Origin of the sequence: Massilia atriviolacea (genome assembly GCF_003953935.1) — a bacterium.
In the GTDB taxonomy this organism is placed as follows: domain Bacteria; phylum Pseudomonadota; class Gammaproteobacteria; order Burkholderiales; family Burkholderiaceae_D; genus Telluria_A; species Telluria_A atriviolacea.
In genome coordinates, this window is the sequence record NZ_RXLQ01000008.1 from 239,939 (window position 1) to 258,807 (window position 18,869).

16 protein-coding genes and 6 tRNA genes are annotated in these 18,869 nt (G+C 66.0%); 8 read left to right on the forward strand and 14 right to left on the reverse strand.

Features of this window, described 5'->3' with window-relative positions; translation table 11 throughout:
- Window positions 1-6: 6 nt before the first annotated feature.
- From EJB06_RS16920 to EJB06_RS31910, 4 genes are all read right to left on the reverse strand, one after another.
- A complete protein-coding gene (locus EJB06_RS16920) occupies window positions 7-1,089 on the reverse strand; it encodes an ATP-binding protein (RefSeq protein WP_198420851.1) in 1,083 nt (360 codons plus the stop codon).
- Between the two features lie 5 nt (window positions 1,090-1,094).
- Window positions 1,095-2,693 carry a DUF5691 domain-containing protein gene (locus tag EJB06_RS16925; RefSeq protein WP_126075201.1) on the reverse strand — a complete coding sequence of 533 codons (1,599 nt, stop codon included), beginning with the start codon at window positions 2,691-2,693 and terminating at the stop codon, window positions 1,095-1,097.
- Window positions 2,690-4,042 carry an SWIM zinc finger family protein gene (locus EJB06_RS16930; protein ID WP_126075202.1) on the reverse strand — a complete coding sequence of 451 codons (1,353 nt, stop codon included), beginning with the start codon at window positions 4,040-4,042 and terminating at the stop codon, window positions 2,690-2,692. Before EJB06_RS16930 ends, EJB06_RS16925 begins: the two co-directional genes overlap by 4 nt.
- A 232-nt stretch (window positions 4,043-4,274) precedes the next feature.
- Window positions 4,275-5,774, reverse strand: coding sequence for a vanadium-dependent haloperoxidase (locus tag EJB06_RS31910; RefSeq protein WP_164557943.1), 1,500 nt, complete (start codon window positions 5,772-5,774; stop codon window positions 4,275-4,277).
- 322 nt (window positions 5,775-6,096) lie between these two features.
- On the opposite strand from EJB06_RS31910, the gene gltX reads away from it, so the two are divergent.
- The 8 genes from gltX (at window position 6,097) to EJB06_RS16975 (ending at window position 10,294) form a co-directional block, all read left to right on the forward strand.
- Window positions 6,097-7,491: a glutamate--tRNA ligase gene (gene gltX / locus EJB06_RS16940; RefSeq protein ID WP_126075203.1), complete on the forward strand. Its 1,395-nt coding sequence runs from the start codon at window positions 6,097-6,099 to the stop codon at window positions 7,489-7,491.
- Between the two features lie 64 nt (window positions 7,492-7,555).
- Window positions 7,556-7,631 (forward strand) — tRNA-Ala (locus tag EJB06_RS16945).
- Between the two features lie 59 nt (window positions 7,632-7,690).
- Window positions 7,691-7,766 (forward strand) — tRNA-Glu (locus EJB06_RS16950).
- Window positions 7,767-7,940: 174 nt separating this feature from the next.
- Window positions 7,941-8,016: transfer RNA gene (locus tag EJB06_RS16955), tRNA-Glu, on the forward strand.
- Between the two features lie 65 nt (window positions 8,017-8,081).
- Window positions 8,082-8,157 (forward strand) — tRNA-Ala (locus EJB06_RS16960).
- Between the two features lie 55 nt (window positions 8,158-8,212).
- A tRNA-Glu gene (locus EJB06_RS16965) sits at window positions 8,213-8,288 on the forward strand.
- 140 nt (window positions 8,289-8,428) lie between these two features.
- Window positions 8,429-9,601 carry an elongation factor P maturation arginine rhamnosyltransferase EarP gene (gene earP, locus EJB06_RS16970; RefSeq protein ID WP_126075204.1) on the forward strand — a complete coding sequence of 391 codons (1,173 nt, stop codon included), beginning with the start codon at window positions 8,429-8,431 and terminating at the stop codon, window positions 9,599-9,601.
- A gap of 117 nt (window positions 9,602-9,718) precedes the next feature.
- On the forward strand, window positions 9,719-10,294 hold the full coding sequence (locus tag EJB06_RS16975) for an elongation factor P (RefSeq protein ID WP_126075205.1): 576 nt from the start codon (window positions 9,719-9,721) through the stop codon (window positions 10,292-10,294).
- 66 nt (window positions 10,295-10,360) lie between these two features.
- Here EJB06_RS16975 and EJB06_RS16980 read toward each other — a convergent pair whose 3' ends face one another.
- The 10 genes from EJB06_RS16980 to EJB06_RS17025 form a co-directional block, all read right to left on the reverse strand.
- Window positions 10,361-10,825 carry a TssQ family T6SS-associated lipoprotein gene (locus tag EJB06_RS16980; protein ID WP_126075206.1) on the reverse strand — a complete coding sequence of 155 codons (465 nt, stop codon included), beginning with the start codon at window positions 10,823-10,825 and terminating at the stop codon, window positions 10,361-10,363.
- 18 nt (window positions 10,826-10,843) lie between these two features.
- A complete protein-coding gene (locus EJB06_RS16985; protein WP_229427129.1) occupies window positions 10,844-12,541 on the reverse strand; it encodes a serine/threonine-protein kinase in 1,698 nt (565 codons plus the stop codon).
- On the reverse strand, window positions 12,538-13,311 hold the full coding sequence (locus EJB06_RS16990) for a PP2C family protein-serine/threonine phosphatase (RefSeq protein ID WP_164557944.1): 774 nt from the start codon (window positions 13,309-13,311) through the stop codon (window positions 12,538-12,540). Before EJB06_RS16990 ends, EJB06_RS16985 begins: the two co-directional genes overlap by 4 nt.
- The gene (tagH, locus tag EJB06_RS16995) at window positions 13,304-13,918 is read right to left on the reverse strand and encodes a type VI secretion system-associated FHA domain protein TagH (protein WP_229427130.1); all 615 of its coding nucleotides are present in this window, start codon (window positions 13,916-13,918) and stop codon (window positions 13,304-13,306) included. Before tagH ends, EJB06_RS16990 begins: the two co-directional genes overlap by 8 nt.
- Window positions 13,919-14,241: 323 nt before the next feature.
- Window positions 14,242-15,651, reverse strand: coding sequence for an ATP-dependent RNA helicase DbpA (gene dbpA, locus EJB06_RS17000; protein WP_126075210.1), 1,410 nt, complete (start codon window positions 15,649-15,651; stop codon window positions 14,242-14,244).
- 95 nt (window positions 15,652-15,746) lie between these two features.
- Window positions 15,747-15,980: a hypothetical protein gene (locus EJB06_RS17005; protein ID WP_126075211.1), complete on the reverse strand. Its 234-nt coding sequence runs from the start codon at window positions 15,978-15,980 to the stop codon at window positions 15,747-15,749.
- A 94-nt stretch (window positions 15,981-16,074) separates the two neighbouring features.
- Window positions 16,075-16,151: transfer RNA gene (locus tag EJB06_RS17010), tRNA-Met, on the reverse strand.
- A 128-nt stretch (window positions 16,152-16,279) separates the two neighbouring features.
- Complete coding sequence (locus EJB06_RS17015; RefSeq protein ID WP_126075212.1) at window positions 16,280-16,669, reverse strand: hypothetical protein; 390 nt, start codon at window positions 16,667-16,669, stop codon at window positions 16,280-16,282.
- Window positions 16,670-16,900: 231 nt separating this feature from the next.
- Window positions 16,901-17,677, reverse strand: a complete 777-nt coding sequence (locus EJB06_RS17020; protein ID WP_126075213.1) for a substrate-binding periplasmic protein — start codon at window positions 17,675-17,677, stop codon at window positions 16,901-16,903.
- Complete coding sequence (locus EJB06_RS17025; RefSeq protein WP_126075214.1) at window positions 17,656-18,813, reverse strand: methyltransferase; 1,158 nt, start codon at window positions 18,811-18,813, stop codon at window positions 17,656-17,658. The genes EJB06_RS17020 and EJB06_RS17025 overlap by 22 nt, the downstream gene beginning before the upstream one ends.
- Window positions 18,814-18,869 lie beyond the last annotated feature (56 nt).

Below are 18,869 nucleotides of genomic sequence, written 5' to 3' on the forward strand. Positions count from 1 at the left end.
GGCCACTCAGTTCATCACGTCGCGGCAGGCCCGGTACAGGTCTTTCCAGCCCTCGCGTTCCTTGACCACGGTTTCGAGGTATTCCAGCATCACCACGCGGTCCTGGACCGGGTCCTTGACGATGGCGCCGATCATGCCGGCGGCCACGTCGGCGCCGCGCATGGTGCCGTCGCCGAAGTGGGCGGCCAGCGACATGCCGTTGGTAATCACCGAAATCGCTTCGGCCGTGCTCATGCTGGCGCTGGGGGCCTTGATCTTGCGCTTGCCGTCGGCGGTGACGCCGGCGCGCAGTTCGCGGAACACGGTGACCACGCGGCGGATTTCTTCCAGCGCCGGCACTTCGCCCGGCAACTCGAGCGCGCGGCCCAGGCTGGCCACGCGCGTTTCGACGATGCGCACTTCCTCGTCGGCGCTGGCCGGCGGCGGCAGCACCACGGTGTTGAAGCGCCGCTTGAGCGCGCTCGACAGCTCGTTCACGCCACGGTCGCGGTCGTTGGCGGTGGCGATGATGTTGAAGCCTTTTTGCGCCAGCACTTCGTCGTCGAGTTCGGCGATCGGCAGCATTTTTTCCGACAGGATGGTGATCAGGCTATCCTGCACTTCGCTCGGGATGCGGGTCAGCTCTTCCACGCGGGCGATTTTGCCGTCGCGCATGGCGCGCATGATCGGGCTCGGCACGACTGCCTCGAGCGAGGGGCCCTTGGCCAGCAGTTGCGCATAGTTCCAGCCGAAGCGCACCGCTTCCTCGCTGGTGCCGGCGGTTCCCTGCACGATCATGGTGGAATCGCCGCTGATGGCGGCAGCGAGGTGTTCCGACACCCACGACTTGGCCGTGCCCGGCACGCCCAGCAAGAGCAGGGCGCGGTCGGTGGCGAGCGTGGCGACCGCGATTTCGATCACGCGCGCGTTGCCGATATATTTGGCGCTGATTTGCACGCCGTTGTCGAGCGTGCCGCCCAGCAGGTACCTGGAGACGGCCCAGGGCGACAGCTTCCAGCGCGGCGGACGCTGGCGCGTATCGACCGCGGCCAGCGCTGCGAGTTCCTCGGCGTACTGGGTTTCGGCGTGCTGGCGCAGGATGGTGGAAATGGCGGTCATGCAGATTGCTCCTGGAAAGGTTGGTACATATCGTGTCGGAAACGCAGGGTGCGCAGGAATTTGTCGACCGTCTCTTCCCACTGCGCGAATTCGGGAATGTCTGTCGGCCAGCCGTTTTCGTAGGCCTCGATGCCGCGCGGGTCGAGCACCAGCGCCAGGGTGGCCATGGTGTAGCTCAGCGACCAGCTCTGCAAGGTGTTGGCGGCGCAGCCGGCCTGGATGCGGCTGACCACGGCTTTGGACAGGTCCAGCGGCCAGTTGCGCCTGGCGTTCTTGGCGGCGTCGTCGAGCAGGTCGATCAGGCTCGAATGGGCGCGCATCCAGGCCGCCGGGGTGGCGTTGACGAGGGTGCCGAGCAGCTCGTCGGCGGCGTCGGCCGGCAGGCTGCCGAACAGGCCGAAGAAGTCGCGCGGCATGTGGGTGTGGATGCCGGTCGATTTCAGGTACAGGTCGAGGAAGGCGGTGAACCAGGCATGCAGGCCGGCATCGTAGCCCGCTTGCAGGCTGCGTTGCAGCGCACTCGACCAGCCGAGCAGCAAGGTATGTTTGAACTCGCTGGCCATGGCCAGCGTCAGACAGCTGCGCGGCGATGCGCCGAAGGCCGTCGACCAGTAGGTCGGTGGCACGGCGGCAAGAATGTCGACCAGCCAGCCCGACTTTTCGCCCATGGCGGGGTAGAGGCCGGCGCCGACGCCGTCGCGCTGCATGCTTTTGTCGCGCTCTGTCGGCACCTCGACCAGCAGGTGGGCCGTGTCGCCGTTGCGCTCGACGCGCAGCAAGGGCACGGCCCGTTCGCGCATGCGTTGCGCCAGTTGCGCGCCGGGCAGGCCGGCCAGCAGGCGCTGGGCCACGCTGCGCACTTCCTTGCGCTTGTCGTCGAGCGCGCTTTCCAGGAAGGCTTCGTCCGCCAGGCTCAGCCCGGCCGAGAGGCAGCCGAGCAGGGTGGCGCGGTGTTCCGGCGTTTCGCTGGGCCAGGTCGCTTGCAGGGCCAGCACGGCGGCGGCGGAATCGCGCTTGCGCATGTCGCGCAAGGCGTTGGCGCGCTGCTCGATATTGCCGTCTTCCCACAGCGCGTGCATGTCGCTGCTCTGCGCGCCGACCCAGTGCCAGTCGGGATTGTGTTTGGCCAGCCAGTGGCCGCGCGCGCCCAGCACGCCTTCGATCAGCGGGCGCAGGGGGCGCTGCGCCGTGCCCAGGTCGAGCACGCCCGGCAGCAGGCGCGGCGGCAGGCGGCATTGATGGGCGTTGGCCAGGCGCAGCCATTCCGGTCGCACTTGCGGATATGCGTCGAGCAGCAGCAGCGCCAGCGCTTTCTCGGCTTGCGCCGGGCAGGGCCGCAATGTGTCGCTGTCGCTCGACGGCGTGGCCGGCGCGGCGTGCGCCGGGGTGCCGGGCTGGTAGCCGGCGCGCTGCCACAGGGCGTGCGCGGCCAGCGAGAGCCACAGGGTTTCCTCCTGCGTGGCGGCGTTCGCGCCGGGCCGGCTGCGCAGGCTGTCGCGCAGGGGCGGCGGCAAATCGTCGTCGACACCGGGCGCGGCGCGCGAGGTGCCGATCTGCAAGGTCTGGTGGATTTTTATCGGGAGCGGGGAACTCATGCGACGGTCTCGTTGTCAAAATGATGCAGGCGGCCTTCGGTGAACACGCTGAGCGGGATGACGGCGTCACCGTCCCACTCGGCCATGACCGTGAGCGGGTGGCCGCCGCTGAGCGCGAGTAGCGGCCACAGGTGGCGGAACCCCGCGTGCAGCGGCACGATGCGGCCGTCAGCGCCTTCCAGGTGCGGCGCGGCACCGGCGCGCGGCACCACGGCGTCGAGCAGCAGCGGAAAGCGGTCGAGGAAGGGGTTGCGCGCCAGCGCATCGGCGTAGGCCGCCAGCGCGGCATCGAGCGTGGGGGCGGGCGCCGGAGTCGTGTCGAGCGGGGCAAAGGCATCCTGTTGCCTGATCAATGCGCGCAGCGGGTAGGCGCTCGGATAAAAACACAGCTCGCCGTCGAACTCGGTGGCGGGCGCGAGCACCTTGTCGTAGCCCTGGGTGCCGGCGGCGTAGTGCATGATCGTCGCCCAGCGTCCGCTCCTTGTCCCGCGCAGCCAGCTGGTGCGCGCGCGCACGCGTTCGCTGTCGCTGGTGTGCTGGGCCAGCACCTGCCAGCGGTCCTGCACGCCGGCCTGGGCCAGCACGTCCTCCTGGCTGACGGTCCAGCCGACCAGGGCGCGCACGTCGCTTTGCAGTGGCGGCGCCAGGTCCGGCAGGCGGCGGCAGGCGCTGCCGAGCAGGTAGAGGGAGGCCAGTTCGCGCGCCAGCCGGGTTTCCCAGTCGGGCAGCCTGGTATCGAAGCACATGCCGCTGGCGCGGCGCAGGCGCGCAGCCAGGCCGCCGGCCTGGGCGTCGACCATGCGCGCGGCAATGTCGTTCCAGAATGCCGGGCCGCGCGCGCGCACGGTCGACAAGCCTTCGCGCGCCAGGTCTTCCAGCCAGGTTTGCAGCTCGACGATGCCGGCTGCCACCTTGTTGTCGCGCTTTTCTTCGCGCTTGTGCGCGGCCGCAGCCTGGGCGGCGGCTTGTTCGGGCGTGGCGGCGGCTTTCTCGGCGGCGCTCTGCTGTTTCTTCTCGCTGCGCTGCTGGCGGCCGTCGAGCCAGTCGCTGACCCACTGCGGCGCCGGCCCGGCGGCAAACAGCGCTGCATGACTGGCCAGTAATAAGTACAGGCCGATTCCGTGCTTGCACGGAAACTTACGGCTGGGGCAGGAACACTTGAAGGCCGGCTCGCCGAGGTCGATCTGGGTACGGTAGGGAACTTTGCCGCTGCCCTGGCATTCGCCCCACACGGCGCTGTCGGTCCGGCCCAGCTTGCCCCACTTCGCGGGCCCGGCCAGCTGGCTGCCGGCTTTGGCGGAACTCGCATCGGGCGCCAGTGCGAGGATTTGATCGGCGTTCAAAGTCATGGAGGGAACAATGCCGATGGCCAAAGACCGTTGGCAAATGATTAAAGCCAGTAAATTAACCTCTGGCGTTGTTTTTGGGAAGACCTTTTTTGCGGGAAAGCCAGGTGCGGCAGGGGACGCTGCGGCAAGGGGGGAAGGCGCGGCGCACCGCGCCGCGTGGGGCGCGAGTGCGGGCTGGCGCGTTGCGAACCCGCATGGCGGGTCCGGCGTGATGCGCTGCCCAGGCGGCGCCTCAGGCGTAACCGGTCCAGAGCGCTGTCGCTCGGGCGAACACGGCGGCGCCGACCTGTTCGCCGAGCCTGCGTCCCTCGGCGCTGGCGCGCTCGAAATGGATGCCGGCGTACACGCGCGCGATGCCGGCCTCGGCCACGGCGTCGCTGAAGGTGTCCCAGGCCAGGGTGAGCGGCGCTGCCGGCAGGGCCGGGTCGAACAGCAGCGAACGGGCCGGCACGGTGACCGCGTGCCTGAACGAATCGCTGCCGGTAAAGCGGCGCAGTATCTCGGCCGAGGCGGCGCTGAAGGTGCTGTGGCCCGAGACATGGTCGGGGAAGGCGGGCGTGGGCGCGCTCGCCGGATGGAAGGGCATCCATGCTTCGCCGGCGACCGGGCGCAGTCCGCCGGCCGGACCCTGGGGCCCGAAGCTCTGGATGACGCGGCCCTGCATCAGGTAGCGGATGGCGCTGATCGGGCGCGCCGAATCGTAGGCGCGCTTGGCGTCCCACGCGGCAATGCTGGCGTCGAGCACCGCGTTGGACAGGGCGAAGAAGAGTTTGACGTCCTCATCGTCGGTGTAGGCATGGCGCTGCGCGATGAGCTGGGCGAAGCGGCACCAGTAGTTGCCGGGCAGTTCGCCGGTGGAGCCGCCCGCCCAGAAATCGGCGATCGCCTTCTGGCGCTCGGTCAGCCTGGCCTGGGTCTGCACGACGTGTTCCGCCTGGTCGAGGAAGGCCTGGCTGCCGAAAGCGGCCGGCGCGGGCGGGCGGAACTGGCTGCCGGCGCCGAGCGCGAACGGACGCACCTGGCCCCAGAACGGCGTCAGATAGACTTGCGTGCGGCGCACACCGGCGCCATCGTCGAAGGACAGCGGCTGCCAGCGGTCGGGGTAGGGGATGCCGGCGCGCGTGGCGGGCACGCTCACCAGCAGCGGCGGATTGCGCGGCTGGTAGCCGCTGTAGTCGGCGAAGGGCACGCCGCCGGCAGTCCGTTTGCCGTCCTGGTTGGCGCCGTCGTTGCGGCGCTGGTCCAGCACCGCGTGCGCGGCAATCGTGCCGAGGCGCGGTGCGGTGGCCGTGTTGTCGAAGGCGTCGATCGGCCTGCTGCCGAGCCTGGCAAGGTGCGCGTCGAAGGCGGCCTGCTGCGCGGGAAACTGGTCGAGCAGGGCCGCGTAGGCGGCGAAGCTCATCGCCAGCGCCTTGTTGGCCGCAGTGCGTTCCAGGGACGGCCTGCGCAACTGGGCGCCCAGGTACTGGCCGAGGGCCACGCTGTCGTAGGCGGCCCAGGCTTCGTACATGGCGCTGTGCACGATCGCCACTGCGCGCGCCGCGATGGGCGGCGGCATGCGGAGGGCGCGCACTGCGTCGAGTGCGCTGTTGTTCCACGCAATCACCGTTCCCGACTGCGTGGGCTGTTCCGGCTGGAAAGGCGGCGGCGCCTCGTCCGAGCCGCCGCATGCCGTCAGGGCGCTGCCGAGGGCGGCAGCGCCGCTCAGCGTTAAGAAGGTGCGTCGTTGCATGATCGATTCCCTGTGAGAGGCTTCCGGCCGGGAAGCGCGGGGATGCCGGCAAGTGCGGTGCGGTGAAGGGCATACGTGCGGACGATAGCCTGCCGCCGCCGGACAAGTGTTGCGCCGACTCACGGGGGGGCCTGCAGCAGCCTCAGTGTCACGGCGCAGTGCGTCTTCAGCCCCGGCATGGCCGGCGCTTGCGATATCGCGCAAGACAGATTCGGGCGCTGTCCGGCCGGCGCCGCCGCCAGGGACAGCCTGCCCGCCATCTCTGGTACGGCGCTGCGGCAACGCTGTAAAATACTTCTCTTTATCTCAGCATACCGATCCCATGACCGTCGTCCGCACCCGTTTTGCCCCCAGCCCTACCGGCTACCTCCACCTTGGCGGCGCCCGCACCGCGCTCTACAGCTGGGCGTATGCCCGCCATTTCGGCGGCACCTTCGTCCTGCGTATCGAAGATACCGACGTCGAGCGTTCCACCCCGGAAGCGGTGCAAGCCATTATCGAAGGCATGCAGTGGCTCGGCCTGGCGCACGACGAAGGCCCGTTCTATCAGATGCAGCGCATGGAGCGCTACCGCGAGGTGCTGGCCCAGATGCTCGACGCCGGCAGCGCCTACCACTGTTATTCCTCCAAGGAAGAAGTCGACGCCATGCGCGAGCGCTTTAGCGCCGCGGGCGACAAGCCGCGCTACGACGGCACCTGGCGTCCGGAACCGGGCAAGACCTTGCCGCCGGTCCCTGCCGACCGTGAGCCGGTGGTGCGCTTCAAGAATCCGCTCGACGGCGACGTGACCTGGAACGATGTGGTCAAGGGGCCGATCACGATTGCCAACAAGGAACTAGACGACCTGGTGATCGCCCGTCCGGGCGGCGTGCCGACCTATAACTTCTGCGTGGCGGTCGACGACTGGGACATGCAGATCACCCACGTGCTGCGCGGCGACGACCACGTCAATAACACCCCGCGCCAGATCAATATCCTGCGCGCGATCGGTGCGCCGCTGCCCGAGTACGGCCACCTGCCGATGATCCTCGATCATGAAGGCAAAAAACTGTCGAAGCGCACGTCCGCCGTCAGCGTCATGGATTACCCGGCCAAGGGTATCTTGCCGGAAGCCATGTTGAACTACCTGGCGCGCCTGGGCTGGAGCCACGGCGACGATGAAATCTTCTCGATGGCGCAGTTCTGCGCATGGTTCAACACCGATCACCTGACCAGTTCGGCTGCACAGTTCGACCTGGAAAAACTGGCCTGGCTGAACAACCACTATATCAAGCAAGCCGATAACACCCGCCTGGCCGCGCTGGCGCGTCCGCTGATGGAAGCGCAGGGCGCCCGGTTCGACGGCGCGCCCGACCTGGCCGCCGCGCTGGCGCTGATGAAGGACCGCACCAATACCGTCAACGAACTGGCCGACGCCGCCATGCTGTTCTACCGCACGCCGCAGCCGGACGCGGCGCTGATGACCCAGCACCTGACGGATGCCGTCAAGCCGGCCCTGGCCCAGTTCGCCGAGCGTTGCGCCACGGTCGAGTGGACCCGCGAAGCGCTGGCCGCGATGATCAAGGAAGTGCTCGCCGCTCACACGATCAAGATGCCGGTGCTGGCGATGCCGCTGCGCCTCTTGCTGACCGGCCAGTTGCAGACGCCGGCCATCGATGCGGTGCTGGTGCTGCTGGGACGCGAGCTGGTCCTGTCGCGCCTGAAAGCCGCAGTGTAAATTGTTTTTGCCGGGGCTTTGCATATTGCAAGCCCTAGTATATAATTCTGCTTCTTCGACGGACGGGGGTATAGCTCAGCTGGGAGAGCGCTTGCATGGCATGCAAGAGGTCAGCGGTTCGATCCCGCTTACCTCCACCACTAATCGAAGCAGTTGTAATGTGTTGCAGGTAGATGCCACTACCTGATTGCAGTATCGGGTCCCCATCGTCTAGAGGCCTAGGACATCACCCTTTCACGGTGAGTACAGGGGTTCGAATCCCCTTGGGGACGCCAGGAATAAAGCAGTATGCAGTATGCAGTAAGTTGTAACTAGTAACTGGTAAGTAGCAGCAAGATGCAGTATAATGCAGCCGCAGTTTAGTACCGCTAAACGCCCTGACAAGTCAGGGTTTTTTATTGGTGCAGCAGGGCAGCTCAGGATGTAGAATACGTCCAGGACAGATTTCTGTCCCCATCGTCTAGAGGCCTAGGACATCACCCTTTCACGGTGAGTACAGGGGTTCGAATCCCCTTGGGGACGCCAGTTTTACCAGGGAGTCGTTGAAACGGTTCCTTGTTATTCCAGCGCCAGGTAGTTCGCGTTACATGGGGGGTATAGCTCAGCTGGGAGAGCGCTTGCATGGCATGCAAGAGGTCAGCGGTTCGATCCCGCTTACCTCCACCAAGTTTTGATGTAGAAGTACATTGCAGGTAGTTGCCGCTACCTGACAACAGTTCAGGTCCCCATCGTCTAGAGGCCTAGGACATCACCCTTTCACGGTGAGTACAGGGGTTCGAATCCCCTTGGGGACGCCAGTCAGTGCAAAAAGCCGCCTTGTGCGGCTTTTTGCATTCCGAGCGCCGCTAGCTTGGCGTCGTCCCCGGTGCGTCATCCCGCCTGCGCGGGGATGGCGGTTTTCAAGTCAGCGGTTTTATGCTCGGAGCGATCATTCCTCATGCCTCTTACTGATCCAGCACTCACCCTCGCCCTGTTTTGCCGGGTCGTCGACAACTACGGCGACATCGGCATTTGCTGGCGCCTGGCGCGCCAGCTGCAGCGCGAGCACGGCATCGTCGTCACCCTGTGGGTCGACGACCTGCGCAGTTTCCAGCGCATCTGCCCGCAGATCGACCCCGCCGCCGCGCTGCAGCAGGTCGAAGGCATCGGCGTGCGCCACTGGGCCGGCCAGGATGGGCAGTTCGCTCCAGCGGACATCGCCGATATCGTCATCGAATTTTTCGCCTGCGACATCCCGCCCGGCTACATCGACGCCATGGCCCGCTGCCAACCGCGCCCGGTCTGGTTCAACCTGGAAGGCTTGACGGCCGAAGAGTGGGTCGAAGGTTGCCACACCTTGCCGTCGACGCATCCGCGCCTGCCGCTGACCAAGTATTTCTTCTTTCCGGGCTTTACCGCCAAAACAGGCGGCCTGATGCGCGAAGCGGCGCTCGACGAGGCGCGCCGCCAGTTCCAGCAAGACCGCGCCGGCATGGCCGCTTTCCTGGGTCGTTTCGGCGTCACGCCGCAAGAGATGGCCTCGACCACAATCTCGCTGTTCTGCTATCCGCACGCCCCGGTCGCCGACCTGTTCGCCGCCTGGCAGGGCGGGGCGCACGCCGTCACCTGCCTGGTGCCGGAAGGCGTGGCGAAGGAGGTGGTCGCGCATTTCCTGGAGGCGCCTGCCAACGCCGGCGCTTCCCGCGCGCGCGGCGCGCTGACCGTGCGCGTGCTTCCCTTCGTCGCCCAGCCCGACTACGACCGCCTGCTGTGGGCCTGCGACCTGAACTTCGTGCGCGGCGAGGATTCCTTCGTGCGCGCGCAGTGGGCCGGCCGCCCGTTCATCTGGCATATCTACCCGCAAGATGACAATCTGCACCACAAGAAGCTGCGCGCCTTCCTGCAGCGCTACGCCATCGGGCGCGACAGCCTGTCCGCGCTGACGCTGTGCTGGAACGGCGCCGCCGCGGGCGGCGCCGGCCCGGGCGCCTTGTGGCCGGCATTTCATGCCGCCATGCCCGAATCGCATGCCCATGCCGCCGAATGGCAGCGCCAGATGTTGGCAAACGGCGATCTGACCAGTAATTTGCTGAACTTTGCCTCTTCGCTTAGGTCATCGCGCCCCGGATAAGGTACAATATTCGGTTAATTTCCAAGGTATTTTTACCCGATCAAACGTGAGCTTTTGGCGTCAAGCCAGCAGGCGACAGATGATTTTTATGCAACCCACTTTTTACGTACACTCTTTATGAAACCTGCAAAAGAAATTCGTGTTGGCAACATCATTATGGTTGACAGCAAGCCTATGATCGTGTTGCGTTCCGATGTCAACGGCTCCAGCCGCACGGGCTTCACCTACAAATGGAAGATGAAGAATCTTCTGAACAATAGCCCAATGGAAAACGTGTTCCGTGGCGACGACAAGTTCGACGTCGTCGTGCTGGACAAGAAGCCGGTCACCTACTCGTACTTCGCCGATCCGCTGTTCGTCTTCATGGACGCCGAATACAACCAGTATGAAATCGAAGAAGAAAACCTGGGCGATGCACTGCATTACCTGAAGGACGGCATGGAATGCGAAGCCGTGTTCTACGACGGCAAGGCCATCTCGGTCGAACTGCCGACCACGATCGCACGCAAAGTGGCTTACTCCGAGCCTGCAGTCAAGGGCAACACGTCGGGCAACGTCCTGAAAGAAGCCAAGCTGGAAAACGCGATCGAAGCGCACAGCCACTCGGTCCAGGTTCCGCTGTTCGTCAGCACCGACGACGTCATCGAAATCGACACCCGCACCAACGAGTACAAGCGCGTTGTCCGCAACTGATCGCGCCGCGGCTCCAAAAGAAACGCTGCCTCATGGGCAGCGTTTTTTTTCGTCTGTTGCTTCGGATTATTTGGACTTTTTGGCGCGGGCGAACACCGGGCCCCACAGCGGATGCCCGCTTTCGCCGGGCGCCAGGGCGAAGGCCGGATCGAGCTTGAATGCGCGTTCGAAATGCTGGCGGCAGGGCGCCGGACGCGAGGTCACGCAGTAGCTGAAGGCGATGTACTTGTGCGCGATGACCTGGTTGGCTTTCGAGCCGCCGGTCACATCGGCCGCGCCGAGGCGCTTGATGGCTTCGTTGTACGAACCCTGGTTGTACAGCTCGATGCCTTCGTTCAGGGCCAGCTGGTCGGCGCTGGGCGCCTGGGTGGCCGGCACCACCGGGGTCGGCGGACGCGGGGCGGGCGGACGCGCCGGCGCCGGCTTGGCGGCCGGGCTCGGCTTGGCCGGTGGTTCGGTCGTGACGCAGCCGGACAGCGCGAAGCTGCCGGCCAGCGCGGCGGTCATCAGAAAGTGTTGGGATCGGTTCATGCCTCGATCTTAATGCGTTTATTTGGGCTGCGCTGTGAAATCATGTTCAATCGTGCGTGACTTGTTTTTGCTGGTATCGATATTCAGCGTGAAATCCTGGAAGCCGGGATTGGCGATCCGGATCTTGTGCTTGCCGGCGGCCAGGGTCAGTTTTTTCAGGGGCGGCGTCACGCCCGCCTCTTTCCCGTCGACATAAATGGTGCCCCAGGGCTTGATCGACAGCTTGTAGTTGAACGTTTCCGGCGCGGCTTCGGGGGCCGGTTCGGCCAGCACATCGGCGGCGGCGACCGTCTCGGCCGGTGCCGTGGCGGCCGCCGTGACGGTTTCCGCCGGCGCCGGCGCCGGCTCGGCCGGCGGCGTGGCCGCGACCGGCGCTGGCGGTACCACGGCCGGCGGCGGCAGGGCCGAGGCGTCCGGGATGGCGGGCTGGGCCGGCGCCACCATGATCGTGTCGGACGGCTTCGACAGCAGCGAATACACGCCCACGCCGATCGCCGCCACCATCACCACGGCGGAGGCGGCGATGCCGGTCCACGGCGGCAAGGCTTTCTTGGCCGGCTTGCCCGGTTTGGCGGGCTTGTCGGCTTTGTCGGCCTTGTCGGCTTTATCGGCCGCTTCCGGCTTCGGACGGCGCACCGGTTTTGCCTGCGCATCCGGTTTCGCCGGCGAGCCTGGCGCCTTCGACAGGTTCGGCCTGGGCGCTGCGGCATCGGCCGCGTTGGCGGCACCGGCTGCCGCCGCGCCAACCGCCGCGTCGGGAAGGCGGTCGAGCGTGGCGAAACGCTGCACCGGACCGGTCGGACGGCCGCGCGGCGCTTCGCCGCTGGTTTCGATGCCGAGCAGGGCGCGGAAGGCGTCGATCGTTTGCGGCCGGTCCTGGGCCAGCACGGCCAGGCCCTTGTCGATTGCCGCCAGGAAGGCCTGGGTGTAGCCGGGCAGGCCGCGTTCGGCCAGCGGCTTGACCGGATCGCGCACCATGCGCGCGATCGAGGTCGCGGGCGGTTCCTTGACGATGGCAAAGAACATCACCGCGGCCAGCGCATAGATGTCGGTGTACGGGCCCTGGTCGAGCGAGGCGTCGCCGGCATACTGTTCCACCGGCGCATAGCCGGGTTTCAGGATCACGGTCAGGCCGCGCGTGCGGTCGCCGATGATCTGGCGCGCCGAACCGAAGTCGAGCAGCACGGCGTCGCCGCTTTCCTGCACGATGATATTGTCCGGCGACACGTCGCGGTGCAGGATCTTCATGGTGTAGAGCATCTCGAGGGCGTCGAGTATCTGCTTCATCACCTTCTTGCACCACGCTTCGGTCACCAGCTCCGGGTTTTGCGTGACGATGTCCTTGATCGTGCGGCCGTCGTAATACTGCATGGCTGTGTAGGCGGTGCGGTTCTGTTCCCAGAAACGGTGCACCTTGACCAGCGAGGGGTGGTCGAACTGGGCCAGGAAACGCGCTTCGTTGATGAAGCTTTTCAGCCCCACGTTGAAGGTTTCCTGGTGCCGTTCGGCACGCACCATGATGCTGTTGTCGCTGGCGCGCGCGGCCAGCACGCCCGGCATGTATTCTTTCAGGGCCACGCTGCGCTGCAGCGAATGGTCGAACGCCATGTAGACGATGCCGAAGCCGCCTTCACCGAGCACGCCGGTGATTTCGAAGTCGGCCAGCCGGGTGCCGATCGGCAGGCAGTTTTCGGAGCCGGGGGCGAGGGCGTTCATAGGATCTCTCTCTCGACGCGGATGGCGTACGCGGAGAAATTGTCGCGTACCTTGTCGCTGCCTTCCATGGCGGCCTCGGCCAGCGCGCACATGGCGGTCAGCCATTGCTCGCTGTTGCCCGATTCGGCCAGGGTGCGTTCCATCTCGTCTTCGTGTACCCATTCCCACAGGCCGTCGCTGCACACCAGCAAGGCGTCGCCGTCGAGCAGCTGGACCGGGCCGTCGCCGAGCGCGACCGGGGTTTCGCCCTCGGCGCCGATGGCGGCGAACAGGATATTGCGCTGGGGATGGCTGCGCAGCTGGTCGGCGCGCGCATAGCCGGCGTCGATCAGTTGCTGGGTCAGGCTGTGGTCGCGCGTGGCGCTGACCAGCCTGGATTCGCGGAACAGGTAGATGCGCGTATCGCCCAGGTGCGCCCACAAGGCATGCGCATTGGCCTGGTCGACCAGCAGGGCGGCCACGGTGGCGCTCATGTCGTGGTTCTGCGGGTGCGTCTGTTTGTTTTTCGCAACACTTGCGATGGCGTGGGCCGTATACGACAGCAAGGCGTGGGCGCCGAAGGCCGGGACGCTGGCGAATTTTTCCAGCATGGCTTCGACCACGATGTTCGCGGCCACTTCACCGCCCTCGTGGCCGCCGGCGCCGTCGGCGATGATGAAGCAGGAAATATCGCCGTGCTGGGCTTCGCCGACAGCGTCCTGGTTGGTGGCGCGCATGCCGATCTCGCTGATGCGGGTCCAGGCCAGCCGGATCGGATTGCGCTCAACCATTGCTGGTGCCGGCATTCGCGCGCTCGACTTCCTTTTCATAGGCGGCCAGGAAGGCCGGGCCGAAAATGGTCTTGAACTGGTCCTTGGCTTCGGTCTCGGCGGTGTGGTAAGCCTGCTTGTAGGACTTCCAGCTTTCGGCCTGGCGGCGCGAGGGAATCAGGGTGCCCATCATGCCGCCGCCCGACACTTCGGTCTCGAACAGCTCGGGCTTGAGGCGCGCCATCATGGCGCCCATGCTGGCGCGGGTGCCGGCGACCATGCCTTTCTGATGACTGCGCAAGTCATTGTAGGCATCGTCGATCGATTCCAGCGGCTCCATGAAGCCGGGCATCTTCTTGCGCAGCATCTGGGTCAGCACGGTCTGGCTGTCGGGGAAGAATTTGAGGGGGTTGTTGTTGCGCATCACCACCATCGTGACATCGGCCTTGACCTCCTGCTTGACCAGCGAACGCAGGGCCAGCAAGTCGATCGTTCCCTGCAGCGAGCTGGCCATCAGCTTGCCTATCAACTCCATTAACTCCGGCGTCAGGCCGGAACCGAGCGCATCGGCGGGTATGCCGGCGCCGCGCAGGAAAGCCTGCTTCAGTGTTTCAATGTCATCAAGCACGACGTTATTATTCATGAGTGCGGGGCCGCAGTGGAGCGTCGATGTTTATCTCAAGCAATCATGCCAGATTTAACGATTAAGCGCATCATCCGGATGAGCCTAATTTACGCATTTTGCCTCATGACAACGCAATTTGCCGCATCTTCCGACATGAGCGCCGTCGTGGGGGCGTCATGCGACGGTCCGGCTGCTCATTTATTCATCACTCTGTGTGCAGCAGGACGCGTGACACGTTTAGTGTAGCTGCATAAGTACCCTGCCGCAAAGCCCAGCTTGTCGGATGCGCAACACAATTCCTTGCAGAATGGTTACCAGATGTTTCTTCAGGCCTCGATGAAGCGCATCTTGAAGCTGCGGCCCTTGATGTTGCCGAAGTCGCGGCCCAGCTTGTTGCCCGCGTTGAGGCGCTGAAAGGCTTGCTCGGCCACATGGCGGTCGAGCGCCACATAGGTCATGAATTCGAAGACATTGATCTTGCCGACCTGTTCCTTGGTCAGGCCGGCGTCGCCGGTCAGCGCGCCCAGCAGGTCGCCCGGACGCAGCTTGTCCTTTTTGCCGCCCATGATGACCAGGGTGACCATCGGCGCCGGCGCGGCCGCTGCGCCATCGTCGGCCAGTTCGTCCAGCCGGTGCCAGGCCACCGGCGCATGCTGGTATTGCTCGATCAGCGTGACCCATTTCTTTTCGTTCGGCGCGCACAGGGTCAGCGCCAGGCCCGATTCGCCGGCGCGGCCGGTGCGGCCCACGCGGTGGATGTGCACTTCGGTATCTTTCGAGACGTCGGCATTGATCACCGCGCCCAGGTTGGCGATGTCGAGGCCGCGCGCGGCGACGTCGGTCGCCACCAGCACCGAGCAGCTGCGGTTGGAAAACAACACCAGGATCTCGTCGCGCTCGCGCTGCTCCAGTTCGCCGTACAGCGCCAGCGCCGAAAAGCCCTGGGCGCGCAATTCCTCGGCCAGTTCGCGGCAATGCACCTTGGTGTTGCAAAAGGCCAGCGCCGAGACCGGCTTGAAATGCTTCAGCAGGCGGCCCACGGCCTGGTCGCGGTTGTCGAAGCCGACTTCATAGAAGCGCTGCTCGATCTGCTCGCCGCTGTGCTGGGCCTCGACCACCACCTCGACCGGGTTGCGCAGGAATAATTCGGTGGCGCGGCGGATATCGTCCGGATAGGTGGCCGAAAACAGCAGGGTCTGGCGGCGCGACGGGCAGGCGCTGACGATGCCGGCGATCTCGTCGTAGAAGCCCATGTCGGTCATGCGGTCCGCCTCGTCCAGCACCAGGGTCTGCACCTTGGACAGGTCGATGCTGCCGCGTCCCAGGTGGTCGCGGATGCGGCCCGGGGTGCCCACCACGATGTGGGCGCCGTGTTCGAGCGACGCGACCTGCGGGCGCATCGGCGCGCCGCCGGTCAGGGTCAGCACCTTGATATTGCCTTCGCCGCGCGCCAGGCGGCGCAATTCGTTGGCGACCTGGTCGGCCAGTTCGCGCGTCGGGCACAGCACCAGGCCCTGCACCGCGAACCAGGCCGGGTTGAGCTTGTGCAGGATGCCGATGCCGAAGGCGGCGGTCTTGCCGCTGCCGGTCTTGGCCTGGGCGATCAGGTCGCGCCCGTCGAGCACGTGCGGCAGGCTCTTGGTCTGGATGTCGGTCATCTCGCGATAGCCGAGCGATTCCAGGTTGGCCAGGAAACTGGCGGTCAGCGGCAGGGTGGCGAAGGCGTTTGGATTCATGGCGTGCTCTGGCAAAAAGGGAACGGGCCCAGTCTAACAGGCAAGCTGAGAGAGGGCGGATGGCGCGGATCGATGTGCTATCGCGCGCCGGGGAATTACGCGGCGGCCCAGTTGGGCAAGCCGGTCAGGTCGGTGTTCTCGTCGCGCCGCCAGACGGGCAGGCCGCTGGCGTCGGTTTCTTCGAGCAGTTCGAGCTGTTGCTGGCGGATGACGGTTTTACGCTGGCGCGGCACCGTGGTGCGGCGCGCTTCGGCAGGGGGATGAACGAGCGGCGCAGCCGCGCCGAACCCCGGCAGATCGAAGGTCGCGTTATCTTTTTTGTCTCTCATGGGAAGCGCGGTGGATTAGCTTGAAGGCAGCTAACCCCTTTCTAAAAACAAAAGCCCGGCTGTGTGAAGAGTCGGGCTCAGTTCAAAATGTGTTTGGTTGCGGGGACAGGATTTGAACCTGTGACCTTCGGGTTATGAGCCCGACGAGCTGCCAGACTGCTCCACCCCGCGTCTGAGCGGCGAATTGTACAGGGGTTCTCCCACAAGTGCAATGCCCGCTGAAAATTCCTTCGGGGAGGAGGCCATCCGACCCGGCGCCTGCCGACCGCGCGCATGGCGCAGGCAGCGGCTGCACGCCCTTATCTGGTGACGCCGGTATTGCAGCCGATATAGATCCAGTCATCGTTGCCCGCGTCCACCCCCAGCAGCGCGGCGGAGAACCCGGAACCCCACGGCTGACCGGAATCCCAGGAGCCGCCGGACGACGATTTGGTCACTTCGATCGCTTTTATCCATGCTTGCGGATTGCCTGGCTGGCTGCCGCTGTAGATTGCCACGGCAAGTCTGACCATGCCCTGAAAGTTTTCGGTCCAGCTGATGTGGGCCCGGCCTTGATATTCGTACAGATTAATCCCGAACGCGGCGCTGGTGCTGGCCGACACGGGATTGACGCTGCTTGCTTCCACTTGCGCGATGTTGAGAGATTGATTACCCATATTTAATTCTCCTGAGATTAAGCGATTAAACATGAAAAATACATATGCCCTGCATGAGGCGCTCGCCTACAAGCTGCCGCGAACATCTACTGCAAAAAATCATGGAAGATCGAAAGCGAAAACCGTCCCGTTCCCGTTATGCGAACATGATGCCGATGGCCGGTCCGTATCGCTTATGAAATCGATTATAGGCGCGCGCCGCTGGAAAACGGCCTCATTCCATACTCTCAGTTCGGCTAGCATCGGGCGCATGCGCCGCACGTGCTATCGCAGGCCGTAGCGCGCGCGCAGCGCCTGCAGGCTGCCATTCTTTTCCAGGCGGGCGATCGCCGCGTTGATGCGCGCCAGGTCGTCCTCGGTGGTGCTGGCGCGGCTGAGCATCAGGTGCACCGGCGCCTGCGCCAGCACGAAGGGCAGCTGGCGCAGCGCCAGCCGCTGGCGCTGCGCTTCGTACATGATGGCGGCGCGGTCGCCCATGATCAGCGGCGCGCGCCCGGCGCCGAGCATGCGCAAGCCCTGGTCGAAGCTGCCGAATTCGAACAGGCGTCCGGCGGCGCGCAGGCCCGGTGCGGCGCGCGCGAAGTCCTGCCCGTACCAGCCGACGCGCGGCGCCAGTACCGCCGCCTGGCCGCGCGCCAGGGCCGCCATGCCGTTGATGCCGGCGTAGCGCGCATAGTCGCGCGCCAGCGCGAACAGCGCCACCGTCTCGTGGCGGTAGGCGTTGGAAAAGCGCGCAAAACGGCGCCGTTCGGGCGTGTCGGTGGCGGCCAGCATGAGGTCGAATTCGCCGCGCTCGAACAGCAGGGCGCGCCGCACCGACGGCAGCGGCGGCGCCGTGACCAGGGTGCAGCCGGCTTCCTTGAGGATGGCCTTGGCCATGTCCATATCGAGCCCGGTCTGCAGGTTCTCTTCGTTGGTGTAGGAGTAGGGCGGCCACTCTTCGCTGACCATGTTGAGCGCGCGGCTGCAGGCGCCGGCGTGCGCACACGCCAGCAGGCAGGCCGCGGCCAGCAGCGCTCTTACAGTGCGCGCAGGCGCCATAGCGAAGTCAGTTCGGCGGCGCGCGCGGCATGCAGCGGGTCGGCGGCGTCGCTGGCGCGCGGATGGGTGGGACGCACATCGATGCGCTCGGCCACCTGCAGGCCGCCGGCCGCGATCAGCGCCAGCAATTGCTCGCGCGGGCGCAGGCCGAGGTGCTCGGCCAGGTCGGACAGGATCAGCCAGCCCTCGCCGCCGGGCGCCAGGTGGGCCGCCAGGCCGTTCAGGAAGCCCTTGAGCATGCGGCTGTCCGGATCGTACACCGCGTATTCGATGGAGGAACTCGGGCGTCCCGGCAGCCATGGCGGATTGCACACCACCAGGTCGGCGCGGCCCGGCGGGAACAGGTCGGCCTGCAGCACCTGCACCGAATCGGCCAGGCCGAGGCGCTGCAGGTTTTCGCGCGCGCAGGACAGCGCGCGCGCATCCATGTCGGTGGCCACCACGTGCTTGACGCCGCGCCGCGCCAGCACGGCCGCCAGCACGCCGGTGCCGGTGCCGATGTCGAACGCCAGCGCGCACCCGGGCGCCAGCGGCGCCTCGGCCACCAGCGCCACGTACTCGCCGCGGATCGGCGAGAACACGCCGTAGTGCGGGTGAATGCGCGCGTCCAGCGCGCCAATCTCGACCCCGTTCTTGCGCCATTCGTGGGCCCCGATCAGGCCGAGCAGCTCGCGCATGGAGGCCACGAAGGCGTCGTCGCCGCGTCCGTAAGCTTCGTTGCAGGCTTGCCTGACGTCGGGCGCGCGCCGCAGCGGCACCGTGTAGTCGGCCTCGAACGGCAGCAGCAGCATGGCCAGCGTGCGCGCGCGCTGCGACTGGGCCTGGCGGTGCAGGTGGAAGGCGTCGGCCGGCGAGGCGGGCACCTTGGGCGCCCTGGCGCGGCCGCCTTTATGGTCGGCGCGGCGCGCCAGCGCCTGCAGCAGCTGGCGCGCGTTGTGGAAGTCGCCGCGCCAGAGCAGGGCGGTGCCTTCGCAGGCAAGGCGGTAGGCCACGTCGGCCGGGGTCTTGTCGTCGGCGATGACGACCTTCCTGGGCGGCGGCATGCCGCTCTCGGAGCGCCAGCGCGCGCTGCGCGGCTGGCCTTCTTCGGTCCAGTGGATGCGCGCCGGGGCGTCGGCAGTGTGTTCAGGTGGCATTGGGGCGATCGGTCAGTATTGCGAAAAAAACGGCAAGCGCCCCGTGCGCACACGGG

Coding starts and splice junctions, on each gene's coding strand:
- EJB06_RS16930 (WP_126075202.1), bottom strand. CDS start 4,042: ATGACTTTGAACGCCGATCAAATCCTCGCACTGGCGCCCGATGCGAGT.
- EJB06_RS16975 (WP_126075205.1), top strand. CDS start 9,719: ATGAAACCTGCAAAAGAAATTCGTGTTGGCAACATCATTATGGTTGAC.
- EJB06_RS16990 (WP_164557944.1), bottom strand. CDS start 13,311: ATGGTTGAGCGCAATCCGATCCGGCTGGCCTGGACCCGCATCAGCGAG.
- EJB06_RS17025 (WP_126075214.1), bottom strand. CDS start 18,813: ATGCCACCTGAACACACTGCCGACGCCCCGGCGCGCATCCACTGGACC.
- EJB06_RS31910 (WP_164557943.1), bottom strand. CDS start 5,774: ATGCAACGACGCACCTTCTTAACGCTGAGCGGCGCTGCCGCCCTCGGC.
- EJB06_RS16980 (WP_126075206.1), bottom strand. CDS start 10,825: ATGAACCGATCCCAACACTTTCTGATGACCGCCGCGCTGGCCGGCAGC.
- EJB06_RS17020 (WP_126075213.1), bottom strand. CDS start 17,677: ATGGCGCCTGCGCGCACTGTAAGAGCGCTGCTGGCCGCGGCCTGCCTG.
- EJB06_RS17005 (WP_126075211.1), bottom strand. CDS start 15,980: ATGAGAGACAAAAAAGATAACGCGACCTTCGATCTGCCGGGGTTCGGC.
- gltX (WP_126075203.1), top strand. CDS start 6,097: ATGACCGTCGTCCGCACCCGTTTTGCCCCCAGCCCTACCGGCTACCTC.
- EJB06_RS16925 (WP_126075201.1), bottom strand. CDS start 2,693: ATGAGTTCCCCGCTCCCGATAAAAATCCACCAGACCTTGCAGATCGGC.
- dbpA (WP_126075210.1), bottom strand. CDS start 15,651: ATGAATCCAAACGCCTTCGCCACCCTGCCGCTGACCGCCAGTTTCCTG.
- EJB06_RS17015 (WP_126075212.1), bottom strand. CDS start 16,669: ATGTTTAATCGCTTAATCTCAGGAGAATTAAATATGGGTAATCAATCT.
- EJB06_RS16985 (WP_229427129.1), bottom strand. CDS start 12,541: ATGAACGCCCTCGCCCCCGGCTCCGAAAACTGCCTGCCGATCGGCACC.
- earP (WP_126075204.1), top strand. CDS start 8,429: ATGCCTCTTACTGATCCAGCACTCACCCTCGCCCTGTTTTGCCGGGTC.